This window comes from Allolucifera butyrica (assembly GCF_900476375.1).
GTDB classification, from domain to species: Bacteria; Bacillota; Negativicutes; order Sporomusales; family UPPP01; genus Lucifera; species Lucifera butyrica.
In genome coordinates, this window is record NZ_UPPP01000064.1 from 19,135 (window position 1) to 31,779 (window position 12,645).

Annotated in this window: 16 protein-coding genes; 15 read left to right on the forward strand and 1 reads right to left on the reverse strand. The window is 46.2% G+C overall.

The features are described from left to right. Nucleotides 1-19 precede the first annotated feature (19 nt). The 15 genes from LUCIF_RS08245 (at nt 20) to LUCIF_RS08315 (ending at nt 10,469) form a co-directional block, all read left to right on the forward strand. Nucleotides 20-400: a hypothetical protein gene (locus LUCIF_RS08245; protein WP_122627402.1), complete on the forward strand. Its 381-nt coding sequence runs from the start codon at nt 20-22 to the stop codon at nt 398-400. Next, nucleotides 397-681: a 4Fe-4S dicluster domain-containing protein gene (locus LUCIF_RS08250; RefSeq protein ID WP_122627403.1), complete on the forward strand. Its 285-nt coding sequence runs from the start codon at nt 397-399 to the stop codon at nt 679-681. The genes LUCIF_RS08245 and LUCIF_RS08250 overlap by 4 nt, the downstream gene beginning before the upstream one ends. Further along, on the forward strand, nt 678-1,550 hold the full coding sequence (locus LUCIF_RS08255; protein ID WP_122627404.1) for a putative zinc-binding protein: 873 nt from the start codon (nt 678-680) through the stop codon (nt 1,548-1,550). Before LUCIF_RS08250 ends, LUCIF_RS08255 begins: the two co-directional genes overlap by 4 nt. Then, complete coding sequence (locus LUCIF_RS08260) at nt 1,528-1,938, forward strand: putative zinc-binding protein (RefSeq protein ID WP_122627405.1); 411 nt, start codon at nt 1,528-1,530, stop codon at nt 1,936-1,938. Before LUCIF_RS08255 ends, LUCIF_RS08260 begins: the two co-directional genes overlap by 23 nt. Then, nucleotides 1,874-2,416: a putative zinc-binding protein gene (locus LUCIF_RS08265; RefSeq protein WP_207857244.1), complete on the forward strand. Its 543-nt coding sequence runs from the start codon at nt 1,874-1,876 to the stop codon at nt 2,414-2,416. The genes LUCIF_RS08260 and LUCIF_RS08265 overlap by 65 nt, the downstream gene beginning before the upstream one ends. Before the next feature lie 532 nt (nt 2,417-2,948). Next, on the forward strand, nt 2,949-3,368 hold the full coding sequence (locus LUCIF_RS08275) for an arsenate reductase ArsC (protein WP_122627408.1): 420 nt from the start codon (nt 2,949-2,951) through the stop codon (nt 3,366-3,368). Continuing rightward, a complete protein-coding gene (locus LUCIF_RS08280) occupies nt 3,365-3,661 on the forward strand; it encodes an ArsR/SmtB family transcription factor (RefSeq protein ID WP_122627409.1) in 297 nt (98 codons plus the stop codon). Before LUCIF_RS08275 ends, LUCIF_RS08280 begins: the two co-directional genes overlap by 4 nt. A 20-nt stretch (nt 3,662-3,681) precedes the next feature. Further along, nucleotides 3,682-4,740, forward strand: coding sequence for an ACR3 family arsenite efflux transporter (arsB, locus tag LUCIF_RS08285; RefSeq protein ID WP_122627410.1), 1,059 nt, complete (start codon nt 3,682-3,684; stop codon nt 4,738-4,740). A gap of 494 nt (nt 4,741-5,234) precedes the next feature. Next, entirely contained in the window at nt 5,235-5,963 is a 729-nt protein-coding gene (locus LUCIF_RS08290; protein ID WP_122627411.1) for an MIP/aquaporin family protein, read from the forward strand. A gap of 300 nt (nt 5,964-6,263) precedes the next feature. Continuing rightward, nucleotides 6,264-6,374, forward strand: coding sequence for a thioredoxin domain-containing protein (locus tag LUCIF_RS26740; protein WP_165865935.1), 111 nt, complete (start codon nt 6,264-6,266; stop codon nt 6,372-6,374). Next, on the forward strand, nt 6,374-6,913 hold the full coding sequence (gene sigZ, locus LUCIF_RS08295) for an RNA polymerase sigma factor SigZ (protein ID WP_122627412.1): 540 nt from the start codon (nt 6,374-6,376) through the stop codon (nt 6,911-6,913). Before LUCIF_RS26740 ends, sigZ begins: the two co-directional genes overlap by 1 nt. An 84-nt stretch (nt 6,914-6,997) precedes the next feature. Further along, nucleotides 6,998-7,555, forward strand: a complete 558-nt coding sequence (locus LUCIF_RS08300) for a DUF2703 domain-containing protein (RefSeq protein WP_122627413.1) — start codon at nt 6,998-7,000, stop codon at nt 7,553-7,555. Between the two features lie 264 nt (nt 7,556-7,819). Then, nucleotides 7,820-8,776 carry a cation diffusion facilitator family transporter gene (locus LUCIF_RS08305; RefSeq protein ID WP_122627414.1) on the forward strand — a complete coding sequence of 319 codons (957 nt, stop codon included), beginning with the start codon at nt 7,820-7,822 and terminating at the stop codon, nt 8,774-8,776. Nucleotides 8,777-9,007: 231 nt separating this feature from the next. After that, on the forward strand, nt 9,008-9,610 hold the full coding sequence (locus LUCIF_RS08310) for an FmdE family protein (protein ID WP_122627415.1): 603 nt from the start codon (nt 9,008-9,010) through the stop codon (nt 9,608-9,610). Nucleotides 9,611-9,674: 64 nt separating this feature from the next. After that, complete coding sequence (locus tag LUCIF_RS08315) at nt 9,675-10,469, forward strand: sulfite exporter TauE/SafE family protein (protein ID WP_122627416.1); 795 nt, start codon at nt 9,675-9,677, stop codon at nt 10,467-10,469. A gap of 370 nt (nt 10,470-10,839) precedes the next feature. Here the strand turns inward: LUCIF_RS08315 and LUCIF_RS08320 are convergent, their stop codons facing one another. After that, a complete protein-coding gene (locus tag LUCIF_RS08320) occupies nt 10,840-12,612 on the reverse strand; it encodes a reverse transcriptase/maturase family protein (RefSeq protein WP_122627417.1) in 1,773 nt (590 codons plus the stop codon). Nucleotides 12,613-12,645 lie beyond the last annotated feature (33 nt).

Genomic DNA, 12,645 nt, shown 5'->3' on the forward strand with positions numbered 1-12,645 from the left:
TTTGTGGAGGGGAGACATTATGGGAGAAGAGGAAAAAAAACTACCCGGATTTATCATGTGTGTTTGCACCGGAAAATGTCCCGGGTTTAGCAAAATGGACATCTGGGACTTTATCAATCAGGTGCGGGTAGAACTGCCGGTGGAATACGGGTTTATTCACCCGCAACTGTGTGAGGAGGATGGGGACCGCTTTCTGGCCGACATGCTGCAAGCCAACCGGCCAATGGTCATCGGGGCCTGCGCCAAAAACATGCAAATCAAGATGTTCCGGGACGCCTTCAAAGCGGCAGGTCTTGATGTCAACAAAGATTTGGTGGCTCTTGATATCCGGGATATGACCACCGAGCAGGCCGTCCAAAAGGTATCCGAGGCGTTGGAAGCGATGGAGGGAGAAGCATGAGCGAAGAGACTTTTATGGGTGTGCCCCGGGAAAAAATCGACTGGAAACCCACAATTGATTATGAAAAATGTAACTACTGCATGGAATGTTTCAATTTTTGCCCCCATAATGTTTATGAGAAAAGAGACAATGAAGCGATTAAACTGGTGGTTAAAAATCCTCATAACTGCGTGGTGTTCTGCCGCGCCTGCGGCAAAACCTGCGGTCCCGACGCCTTGTCTTTTCCCAATAAAGTTGAAGTGACGAAAAAGATCAAAGCCATGCGGGAGGGGAAGGAATGACTAAAAAATATGTCGTTTTGCCCTGCAATGGGTTGGATAAATGCGCCGGCCAAATGGCCAGGGAAATTGCTTTGGCCGTTTGCGAGCAAACGGATAGTGAGTTGATTTGCCCGGTACTTTACCGGGTGGCTGACGCCAGGTATGATAAAATTGCTAAGGAAAATCCGCTACTCGTGGTGGATGGCTGCCAAACCCGCTGCGCCAGTAAACTGGCCGCAGAAAAGGGATTAAAAATTTACCGGAAAATTACGGTAACGGAGGAAGCGCAGCGGTATGGTACGCAACTTGCCGGCGCATCATTGCGTCTGGAAGCAGAGGAACTGACTTTATGTACGGAATTGGCCGGCGAACTGGTAAAAGAGGAGGACGCCCCGGAGGATACGATAGCAGCGGCCGCGTATCCGGCGCCGGATGATTACATCATTCATACAAAAGATAAGTTTATCTTCCGGATTCCACCCGCCGGTTTTTATTTTACGGAAAACGACTGTTGGGTGCAGCCGGTTGGCAATAGGGCGCGCATTGGCGTGACCGATTATATGCAGCAAAGTCTGTCCGACATTATGTTTTTCACACCGCCGGTGGTAGGTGCTGATATAGAACAATTTGGCGAAGCCGGGACCCTTGAATCGGGCAAGGCCGTATTCGAACTGGTCTGTCCGGTCAGCGGCAAGGTTATAGCAGTCAATACCGAACTGTTGACTTCGCCGGAATTGATCAATGACAATCCGTATGAAAAAGGCTGGATTGCCGAACTGGAACTGGCCAATTGGACGGAAGAGCAAGACTTTTTGCTGAATGCGGAGGATTATCTAAAAATATTAAAGAAAAAGGTGGAGGAGTTTCATGGCAACAAACGGCAAGGTTAAAGTGATACCCTGTAGCGGCATGGGGAAAGTATACGGCCTGATGGCCCGGGAAGCGGCGCTTTATACTGTAAACCGTCTTTGTCCGGATCAAGCCGCTACGATGTGCTTGGCCTATATTGTTACCGGTGATGCGGAGGCCGAGGCGGGAATTGCCCATCGACCCTGTATTACCATTGACGGCTGCCCTAAAATGTGTGCCGCCAAAAGCGTGTCTGCCATGGGGGGTGACATTCAGGAGGAATTTAAGGTGCTGGACATCATGAAAGAGCACAAGGGAGTCCAGCCGGGTACCGCTACGGCATTGACGGACGAAGGCTGGGCTATTGTGGAAAAAGTTGCCGGACGGCTGGGAAGCCGGGTTCAAGAGATTAGCGGCGAAGGGAGATAGAATGATGGATGCGAAAGAATTGAAAATCGGCGTGGTATCCTGTAGCGGGGAAGACTGTTTGGGTGGGACGGTTTCACGGCTGGCTACGCGGAAAATGATCGATGAATTGCGCCCGGACAATACGGTAACTATCTGCCTGCCCCTATTTTTAGCCGGGGGTCAGGAAGAAAGAATGTTTGCGAAAGAGTTTCCCACCATTGCGGTGGACGGCTGTGACAAGGCTTGCGCCAGGAGAGCCACGGAAAAATACAGCGGCAAGGTGAGCGGCGCTATTTTAGTGTCCGATTTAATTGGCGGTGAGGTTGCCGAAAAAGCAGCTCTGTCAACTCGTGATTTAACGTCTGAGCATCAGTCCATGGTGGATAACGTGGCGGCGGAAATAGTCAGGCAGTTTGATGCAATACTGGACGCTAGCTGTCAAGAGCAGAGTAAGAATACGCCTTCGTCGTGCGGGTGCGGATGCAGTTACAAGTGCTGATAAGAGAATAATTTAAATTCAAAATGGGATAAAAGAAAACTGGCAATAGATGAGTAAAGGCAGACTTTCTGCCTTTACGTCAGCCATATTATTGGATCAAGAGTTAATCCGCTAGTTATTGAATAGCGGTTCATTTTGCGATAATATATAAATATATTCACGAATATAAATGCGTTATGTGCATTAGTAACGGAATGGACGGGTGACAGGGAATAGGCCCTAATGATAAGCAAAAGGAAGATGTAAATCCTAAGCATAATATGTTGACGGACGGTGAAACCTATGCCTACTTTAGAATATCATATTGGTATGTATGCGTTGGCGTGGTTATTTTGGTTTATCCTGTTTTATGCTTTTATCTGCCTTGTGCAAAAGAAGCGGCATCTAAATATTAGTAAGCGAGAGAGCCTGATATTAGCCAATAAGATTGCATTAGCTTGGACGCTGGTTAATGCCGTTATTAGCGTTGTTTTGAAAAATCATATTAGTATGTAGCTATGAACTTAGTACGATGAGGAGATGGTATGAAGCAATGAAAAAGAAAGTATTATTCCTTTGTACGCATAATTCTGCCCGGTCTCAAATGGCGGAGGGACTGCTCCGGGCCAGGTATGGCGACCGGTACGAGTCGTTCAGCGCCGGTACCGAGCCCGGTAAATTGAACCCATATGTGGTGCGAGCGATGGCGGAAATCGGTATCGATATTTCCGGCCACTGGTCTAAAAGCCTGAATGAGTTTTTGCGGGATGAGTTTGATTATGTAGTGACTGTTTGCGATAGCGCCAAGGAAGGGTGCCCCTATTTTCCGGGTGGAAAAAAGCTGCTGCATGAGAGTTTTCCCGACCCGTCGGGTTTCACCGGTACTGATGAAGAAATCATGGCCGGTGTTCGGACTGTCAGAGACCAAATTCAGCAGTGGATTACCGAAACGTTCGGTGTTGGTAAACAATGACTGGATTAGCGGCAATCTTCAAAGCCCTTGGTGATGATACGCGGCTGGAGATTATTAAAATGCTAATTGGCCGCGAAATGTGTGTTTGTGATATTTTGGCTGGCTCCAACAAATCGCAGCCAGCGGTATCACATCATTTAAAAATTTTAAAACAGGCTGGTATAGTCTCTGATACTCGGGAGGGGAAATGGATTTATTACAGTATAAATCCTACGGCGTTTAATACGGTTGAAGAATATTTAAAAAGCATGCAGACGGGCCTGATGAGAAAAGAGCGGTATCGTGATTGTTGAATAAAGAAAGGAGAGTTTGTATGGCAGAGGGAAAGAGGTTGGATTTTTTTGAGCGGTATTTAAGCTTATGGGTGGCGGCGTGTATTGTGATTGGTATCATTTTAGGTAAACTATTTCCGGGAGCGGTAGCCGCATTAAGTCAGATGGAGGTCAGCCACGTCAATCTGCCTATTGCAGTACTCATTTGGCTGATGATTTATCCTATGATGCTCAAGATTGATTTCTCGGCTATTTTGAGAGTCGGTGATAAACCTAAAGGACTTTTCATTACGTTGTTTGTTAATTGGGTGGTAAAGCCGTTTAGTATGGCGTTTCTTGGCTGGCTGTTCTTTAAGCATCTCTTTATTGGTTTGATCGGCACCCAGTTGGCCAACGAATACATTGCCGGCACGATTATCCTCGCGGCTGCGCCTTGCACGGCTATGGTGTTTGTCTGGAGCTACCTGACCGATGGCGACCCGGCCTATACTTTGGTGCAAGTAGCGATTAACGATCTGATTATGCTGTTTTTGTTTGCGCCGATTGTTATGTTCTTATTGGGAGTATCGAATATCGTTGTGCCGAAAGATGTGCTGTTCATGTCGGTTGTATTGTATATCGTTATTCCGCTTGTGGCAGGCTACTTAACGCGGCGGATATTGCTTCATGTCCAAGGGGAAGAATGGTTTAACACCAAATTTTTGGCACCGCTGAAACCGGTGACCATCCTTGCGTTGCTGGCAACTCTCGTGATTATCTTTGCTTTCCAGGGAGAAACGATTACGGGCAATTGGTTTAATATCATCCTGATCGCTATTCCGATTACTATTCAGGTATACTTTAATTCTTCGCTGGCCTATGGTTTGTCTAAATTATTTAAAGTTCCGCACACCATTGCCGCCCCGGGGGCGCTGATTGGGGCCAGCAATTTCTTTGAACTGGCGGTGGCCGTTACCATATCCCTTTTTGGACTTAAGTCCGGGGCGACGCTGGCAACGGTAGTGGGTGTGCTGGTAGAAGTTCCGGTGATGCTGTCGGTATGCAATTTCTGTAACCGCACACGCCATTGGTTTCCGCTGAGTGTTAGAAATAAGGCCTGAGAAAAAATAATATAATAAACAAAGAAGCAGTCCGTAGATTTTTCGGATTGCTTCTTTGTTTTATATCTCACATAAAAAGTGGGAACCAATACTGGTTCCCCAGGTGAATTTTTCGGTTAATTAAATTGTACTATAACTAGTTATGATGGTCAATGTTTGAAGATTGTGAAAATAATAATTTTATTTGTTGGCAGGAATAGAAGATTAAAAGTCGAATAAAATTTATTAGAAAATTCAAAAAGAAATGGATTGAGAAAAAAGAGAAATCCATTTTAAAATCTTAATCGTTTATTAAGATTTTAAATTGGATTTTTTTAGTTGTGAGTAGTATTTTGTGTACTATGGTCCTGGGCCAGAATCATTCAAAGCTTTTCAATCTAGCGGCAATGAAACCCTGGACTTTAGAAATAAGGATGTAAAGGGAGGGATATCGCAATGACAGGGTAGAATAGGAAGGGTTTTTTGGCACAAATAAAAACAAGGAGGGTTTAGTTATGGCAACTCCGTATTTAGGTGAATTTCTTGGCGTAGCGACTCTGATTGTATTTGGTGATGGTGTTGTTGCAAACACGGTATTGAAAAAGTCAAAGGCTGAAAACGCAGGCTGGATTAATATTATTACAGGCTGGATGGTAGGGGTTCTGGCCGGTGTATTTGTAGCTGTTGCCTGTGGAGCGCCACAAGCCGATATTAATCCGGCCGTAACATTTGCTAAACTCTTAAACGGCGTATACTCCACACCGGATGCCATTATGATTATGATATCGCAAGTTGCAGGCGGGTTTGTTGGTGGAGTATTGACCTGGATATTCTTCCGCGGTCACTGGGAGTTAACGGAAGACCAGGGAGCTAAGCTGGCTGTTTTTTGTACCGGTCCGGCTATTCGTAATTATACTCAAAATCTTTTTTGCGAAATCTTAGCGACGTTAATGTTGGTATTTGTAATCTTTGCTATGTTTTCAAAACCAGTGGGAGCAATGATGCCTGGATTCGGGCCATTCATGGTTGCCGTATTGGTCTGGGGATTAGGTGCCAGCTTGGGCGGCACCACTGGATACGCCATGAATCCTGCTCGTGATTTGGGACCGCGCATTGCTCATGCCATTTGCCCAGTTTATGGAAAAGGCTCTTCTGACTGGGCGTATTCTTGGGTTCCTGTGGTTGGTCCGTTGATTGGTGGGGGGATTGCTTTCGCTCTGGCTAAAGGGGTAGGCATACTTTAAAATTTTATTTTATGTAGTGGTTTGATCAACAGTGATAATTAATTGAGACATAATGAAGTCAATCCTGCTCCCATTGTTACATTTGAATGATGGGAGCGGGATTCTTTTATGCCCAATAGTGGCTAGGATGGGGAGGTGACCTATGATGAATTTCTAGTAAAAAATAGGCTTAATCAATGTGCAAGTAATTTTTTTGAACGCCGGAAAAAAGTACCTTGTATTTTATTATATATTAATTTATAATATGATAAAAAACTAATATATTGATGGCAAATACATAGTAAATGAGGAGGGACGTTTATGAACAATCAAGGGCCAAATATGCGTACTCCTGTTCTAGCGGTTGATGGCAAAGTAGTGTGCGCTAGACGCATTCCTAAGGCGGAAAAAGTTGAAGGCTGGATCAAATAATGGATATCAATTTTATTTATCAGGAGTATCAGGAAGACTTGCGCCGCTTTATCATAAAGCGTGTGGCAAATAGGGAAGATATGGAAGATGTATTGCAGGAAGTCTTAATTAAGATACAAAATAATTTAGCCACAATAAAGGATGAAGGCAAGGTGGCGGCATGGATTCGCCGGATAGCCCGCAATCAAATTATAGATTTTTATCGTTCGCGTAGAGCTACGGAGCGGCTTGATGACAACATCCCGGATGTGGCAGACGGAGCAGAGAACCACAATAAAGAAATTTCAATCTGCATACGGAATATAATTGGCAATCTTCCCGCTAAGTATCAAGAAGCAATAAAACTGACTACTTACCAAGGTTTGAGCCAGCAGCAGGTTGCGCAGCGGCTAGGACTATCAACCTCAGGAGCAAAAAGCAGGGTTCAGCGTTCACGGGCTATGATAAAGAAAATGCTTTTGCGGTGCTGTCAATTAGAATTTGATCGGATGGGCAATATTATCGAGTATAGGCAGAAAGGGAAAACGAAATACTGTTAAATTTTTTGTATCCTTTTTATAATGACTCCGTCTTAATAAATAGCAGGGTACAAAAAGACCCTGATAAAACGGAGGTGTAACGATATGAGTAAGGAAGATAAATGCTGCTGCGGCCCGGTAGTAAGTACCGGCTGTTGTACGGAGACCAGTTCAAGTTGCTGTGGATCGCACCCTGACGCCCAAAAGTCCATAGTTATCGATTTTCTCTACATTGACCTAAGTGTCTGCGAGCGCTGTCAAAGAACAGGCTCCACTTTAGATGAGGCCATTGAAGACGTGAAGAAAATACTAGAGGCGGCCGGGTATGATATCAAGGTCAACTATGTCCATGTGCAAACGGAAGAACAGGCCGAGGAACTCGGCTTTATAAGTTCCCCAACCATTCGAATTAGCGGCCGGGATATCCAGATGGACGTTAAAGAAACTCTATGCGAATCATGCGGAGATTTATGCGGAGAAGATATTGATTGCAGGGTCTGGATTTATGAAGGAAAAGAATACACTGTTCCGCCTAAACCGATGATTGTGAATGCGATACTCGGATCTATATATGGGAATAATTCAGCGCAGGACAGCCAGAAGAATAGCAAAACGGAAGTCCCGCCCAATTTAAAAAAAATTTTTTCTAAAGTAAAACGGTAAATGCTTCCGATGCAAACTCGCCGGAGTAATTACCTTTGCCGATCTTCTGCATAAAGGGGAAATAATAGTGCGGTTTTTAGCGCGCCCATGGTCGAAATAACTGGCCATGGGTCTATTTATTCTCGGTTCCTATTTTTGTTCATGGAATAAATATTTTAGCCTACCGGAAAAATTCACTTGTATTTAGCGATATCATATATTATAATATGATAAAAGTCTAATATAAATTTTAGAAGAGAGTCATAAATGAGGAGGGAAATGTTTATGCACAATCACGGACACGATGACCACGGTCACGGCCATACTCACGGCATGCGGCGTGAGGGCAACAAAAAAAGTTTGACCATTGCACTGGTTATTACATTCGGTATCATGATCGCCGAGGCAGTAGGCGGCTGGCTGACCAACAGTCTAGCATTGCTTTCGGATTCGGGACACATGCTCAGTGATGCGGGATCGTTAGCGCTCAGCCTATTGGCAGTATGGTTCGCTGCAAAACCGCCGTCAGTACACAAAAGTTATGGCTATCACCGGTTTGAGATACTGGCGGCGTTGTTTAACGGCCTGGCCTTGTTTGCCATCGCTATCGTGATCATTTGGGAGGCTTACAGCCGGTTTATGGAGCCGCCGGCAGTAGACAGCGGACCCATGATGGTAATTGCCTTTATCGGCTTGGTGGCGAATCTAGTCAGCGCCTGGGTGCTGCTACGGCAGGGGGATGTAAAGGGGAATATCAACCTGCGCAGTGCTTATCTGCATATGATTAGTGATGCGCTTGGCGCGCTCGGGGCCATCCTGGCCGGGTTTTTTATGTATCAATTTGGCTGGTATATTGCTGACCCTATCATTAGTGTAGTAGTCTCCCTGATGATTTTAAAAGGAGCCTGGTCGGTTGTCCGCCAGTCCGTCCACATCTTGATGGAAGGTACGCCGGGCAAGGCCAATGTTGCTGAGATTACCGCTGTTCTTGCCGCAATTGCCGGGGTGGTCAATGTGCACGATATTCATATTTGGACTGTAACTTCCGGTTATGAAGTGTTCAGCTGTCATATACTGGTGCGCAAAGGTGTCAGTTCGTCGGAGATACTTTCCCGGGCGGTACCGCTGATGGAAAAGAGATTTGGTATTAGGCATACGACCATACAGGTAATGGAAAAAGACGCTGAAGTAAGCGGCTGGAGTTGCCGGGGTGGGATGTGTACTTTCTCGGTAGTACAGTAAAAACGATACGAGGATTTGGCAGTATGGTATCGCTAAACGACTGCCAGCAGAAAAAGAAAGGGACACCACCTAGTGTGAGATACTGTTGGCTTGATTTGTGGGAGCTAGTTATTTTTTTAACGGCCCCCTCGCAGAGGGGCTGGGGTTATTGATAATCATAACGATAGTGTTATTTTGTGACATTGGTAACCCGGGTCATTGACCCCAAAATATAAGGAGGTAATACGTATTATGATGCAAGCAAAAGATTATTATGAGGTAGGACTTAAATTTCACGGGCACAAATGTCCGGCCATGCCGCTGGGCCTCAGGGCCGGGGCAGCGGCGATGAACGCTCTTGGCGTGGAGCGCTCTCAGGACAAAGAACTGGTACTGCTCGCCGAGACCGGCAATGACCATGCCGCCGGCTGCTTTGTCGATGGGCTGATGACGGTTACGGGCTGTACGTATGGCAAGAGCAACATCAAGAAAACATACTACGGGAAAATGGCGTTTACGCTCATTGACACCAAGAAACAAAAAGCGGTGCGTGTCCAACTTAAACCGGAGTTTTTTGGCAAGATGCTGCAGTCGCCTTTTGTACAGCAGCGTAAACAAGGCGTGCCGCCGCAAGACGTACCGGCAGCCATTACCGACCCCTTAGTGGAAGGGGTTATGAAGCGGGCGGAGGAGGAATTTTTGGATATCAGCCCGGTATTTGATTATCCGTTTGAAAAGGGCAAAGGCACCTTTGATACCGACTTGTGCGAAGTGTGCGGCGAGCGCGTATTTGTTCATAAGCTGCAAACTGTGAAGGGGAAAAGAGTTTGCCTTCCCTGCGCGGAAAAGCTGTAATAAGTATTTGACAAGGAGGCCGCCGGCAGGGCCGGCGGCCAACGTATAAAGGCGGTGATAAATTATGATGGAAGTATGGGCCGGGCTGGTGACATTTACGGCGACCACGATTCTGACTGTGGCCGGGGTGGGGGCCGCTTTTATTCTGGTTCCGATTTATTTGGCGCTGGGCATTGAACTGCATACAGCCATGAGTACGGCGCTTTTACTCAATGGAATTTCGATGATTTTTGCTTCGATTACCTTTGCCCGGGAAAAGCTGATCCTGTGGCGGCTGGCTTTGCCCATTTTGCTTGCGGCTACGGTGTTGTCGCCGGCAGGAGCTTATGCCAGCCAGTTTGTGCCACGCAATCATCTTTTGCTATTATTTATTGCCTTTCTCCTATTTGCAGCATCTATGATGCTGTTTTATAAACCGGGCGGCAAGAAAAAGGATGAACAAGCAGCTATGTTTATCAGCCGCCATGTTACCACCGATCATAAGGAAGCCGTCAAAGGCATGTGGACCATTGGCGCACCGGTGGGCGGCGTGGCCGGCTTTCTGGGTGGCCTCTTAGGAGTGGGCGGCGGCAATATTATCGTGCCGGCGCTGGTATGGCTGGGCATTCCGGCTAAAAAGGCGTCGGCTACCAGTTCGTTTATCGTGATTTTTTCATCACTGGCTGGGTTCGCCGGACGAGCTTCAATAGGAAACCTGGATGGAGTATTGTTAGCGTATACGGTGGCAGGTTCGATAGGCGGAGCCCTCATAGGTTCCTGGCTGATGAGCAAAAAACTGCAAAACAAACAGGTCAAAGTTATTATCGGTGTATTGCTATATGTGATTGCCGGTAAGATGCTGTTTGATCTGTGGCGCTGAGATAGAGAGTGTGTATACAGAAAAGAAAAAGGAGGTGAAAGGGTATATGCCGCGGCTCCGGCGAATGGTCCGCCCTTTGTCCGCAAACAGGCGAATCTGACCGATGCTAATAGGACGCCTCTTTAATCAAAGTGGCAACTTGACTCAAGAACAGGCTGACCAGCGTATCGCCTGGGTGAAAGAGATGACTGGAAAATGGGTTCGGCCCCAGCATGATAAGCGGTAGTCTTGGCTCCGGCTTTTGTTTCGGCTGGCAACAATAGCAAAATAATCATTAGAAATGAAATAGGCAGATTAACAAAGTAACCTGCCCCTTCCCGAACCGTACAAGCGACTTTCACCGCATACGGCTCTCCATATTCCAAATGAATTATCGTCGTTTTAACTGATTAAGCTGCAACCTATTTGCTTCGACATTGGCAAAACAGGGATCGCATAGCGGTATCTGACGCCGGTTAATCGCAAGCATGACGGTGACAATCGGTGAGTAAGGCTTATCAAGCTTCTTCTTCGGTTTCCTGTGGAACATGCTGACATACCGATGCGGATTAGCGCAAATGTAGCAGGCCTGAGAAAGCGGATTTGCCAAACTGTAAGCAGGTAACTGAAAGGATGTTACTGCCGACTTGATGGTAGAGAAGAAACTTTTCTGCCTTGCAAATGATGTATATAGGGCCATTTTCACCGAACGGGCGTGTCCCTTGGCGTTTTGGTAATTAATCGAGAGTGAATTGCCGTACCGAGCGAACACTTTCTTGAGGCTGATGTCGAACTTACGGGCCAGTGTTTTCGCTATGGAATACTGAATGATGTACTGGATGCGCCAACCTTCGAAGAAATTGCAGCAGCCTCGCTGCTGAGTCAAAAGGCCTCGCAGAACCTGGTTGCCATACTTAATGATGTCTTGTGGAGATTCCCGGAGTAGGCGAGTGACACCAATGGGATAGCCATTTGCCGTACACATGCCGTTATCTCGCAGTTTGTTCAAGATACCCTCCGTATTCATATGGACACGGAGGGCTGAGTCAAAAGGGCGTGTTTGAAATTTATTGTGTTTGCCATAGCCCATGCGGATAACATAGCCAAGAAAATGTATATCATGTTCAGAGGAATGTGTAATTTTGGTTTTCTCATCGCTTAACCGGAGACAGAGTTTGTTTTGGAGAAATTCCTTGATTTCCTGCTTTAGCTCCACCGCATACGCTTTAGGGGCAATGAGACCAATCAGAAAATCGTCAGCATAACGCACATACCGTATCCTGCGGAAATGAGGGTCGTATCTGTCCGTGGACGGGAGTTTATTCATTTCGTTCCGCAACGATTTGACGCTCTTGGCATCGCTGTCCCGACTGATTGCTTTCTTATACTGATATCTAGCCCTAGCATATTCAGGATTTTGTCTGCGATAGTCTCCTGTTGTATCTCGCTCGATAATATGTTCCATAAAGCGGTCCAGTTTATCGAGGTAGATGTTACAAAGAATGGGACTACAGCAGGAACCCTGTGCATTTCCGGCTTTACCCTTGCGATAGTTATGTTGCATGTCGAAGTATCCGGCTTTGAGAACTTTATTGATGAGCCTGAGGAAACGTTCATCGTTAATTCGTTCTCGAAGGATAGATTCCAGGACGCGATGGTCAATTTCATCAAAACAGGCAGTAATATCTCCTTCAATGAACCAAATGGTACCGTTCCAGGTCTCCACATCAGCAATGGCGCTTTGCGTGGACCGTTTTGGCCGGAATCCATGAGAGCGGTCGGAAAAGGTAGGCTCGTAAATACATTCTAAGATAATGCGGAGGGCCTCCTGAATAAGCTTGTCCTTCCCGTTTGGAAAACTTAGCTTGCGCATTTTCCCGTTACTCTTTGGTATCATCATGGTTTTGTTTGGCTGAGGCTGATAGGACTCAGCGCGCATGGCAGCGATCAGTTCAGTAACCCATTCTTGGCAAAAGCCGTGTAGGGAAGTGCCATCGGAGCCAGATGTCTCCGCGCCGTCATTAGACTTAACGGAATTGTAGGCAATGATGTACAAATCTTTGTCGTAAAATAATCGATAGAGATCCCTGTTGACATACTCATGATTGGCAGCGTTTCGACGACGATAACCTTCCAATTTCTGCATGAGTTTTGCTTGCTCCATTCAAAGCAACTCCTTTCAAAATAGGGACTTGGA

Excerpts from the sequence above, each read along its gene's own strand:
- LUCIF_RS26740 (WP_165865935.1), top strand. The coding sequence starts at position 6,264 with ATGAACAATCAAGGGCCAAATATGCGTACTCCTGTTCTAGCGGTTGAT.
- LUCIF_RS08320 (WP_122627417.1), bottom strand. The coding sequence starts at position 12,612 with ATGGAGCAAGCAAAACTCATGCAGAAATTGGAAGGTTATCGTCGTCGA.
- LUCIF_RS08250 (WP_122627403.1), top strand. The coding sequence starts at position 397 with ATGAGCGAAGAGACTTTTATGGGTGTGCCCCGGGAAAAAATCGACTGG.
- arsB (WP_122627410.1), top strand. The coding sequence starts at position 3,682 with ATGGCAGAGGGAAAGAGGTTGGATTTTTTTGAGCGGTATTTAAGCTTA.
- LUCIF_RS08310 (WP_122627415.1), top strand. The coding sequence starts at position 9,008 with ATGATGCAAGCAAAAGATTATTATGAGGTAGGACTTAAATTTCACGGG.
- LUCIF_RS08260 (WP_122627405.1), top strand. The coding sequence starts at position 1,528 with ATGGCAACAAACGGCAAGGTTAAAGTGATACCCTGTAGCGGCATGGGG.
- LUCIF_RS08290 (WP_122627411.1), top strand. The coding sequence starts at position 5,235 with ATGGCAACTCCGTATTTAGGTGAATTTCTTGGCGTAGCGACTCTGATT.
- sigZ (WP_122627412.1), top strand. The coding sequence starts at position 6,374 with ATGGATATCAATTTTATTTATCAGGAGTATCAGGAAGACTTGCGCCGC.
- LUCIF_RS08305 (WP_122627414.1), top strand. The coding sequence starts at position 7,820 with ATGCACAATCACGGACACGATGACCACGGTCACGGCCATACTCACGGC.
- LUCIF_RS08315 (WP_122627416.1), top strand. The coding sequence starts at position 9,675 with ATGATGGAAGTATGGGCCGGGCTGGTGACATTTACGGCGACCACGATT.
- LUCIF_RS08245 (WP_122627402.1), top strand. The coding sequence starts at position 20 with ATGGGAGAAGAGGAAAAAAAACTACCCGGATTTATCATGTGTGTTTGC.
- LUCIF_RS08255 (WP_122627404.1), top strand. The coding sequence starts at position 678 with ATGACTAAAAAATATGTCGTTTTGCCCTGCAATGGGTTGGATAAATGC.
- LUCIF_RS08280 (WP_122627409.1), top strand. The coding sequence starts at position 3,365 with ATGACTGGATTAGCGGCAATCTTCAAAGCCCTTGGTGATGATACGCGG.
- LUCIF_RS08275 (WP_122627408.1), top strand. The coding sequence starts at position 2,949 with ATGAAAAAGAAAGTATTATTCCTTTGTACGCATAATTCTGCCCGGTCT.
- LUCIF_RS08300 (WP_122627413.1), top strand. The coding sequence starts at position 6,998 with ATGAGTAAGGAAGATAAATGCTGCTGCGGCCCGGTAGTAAGTACCGGC.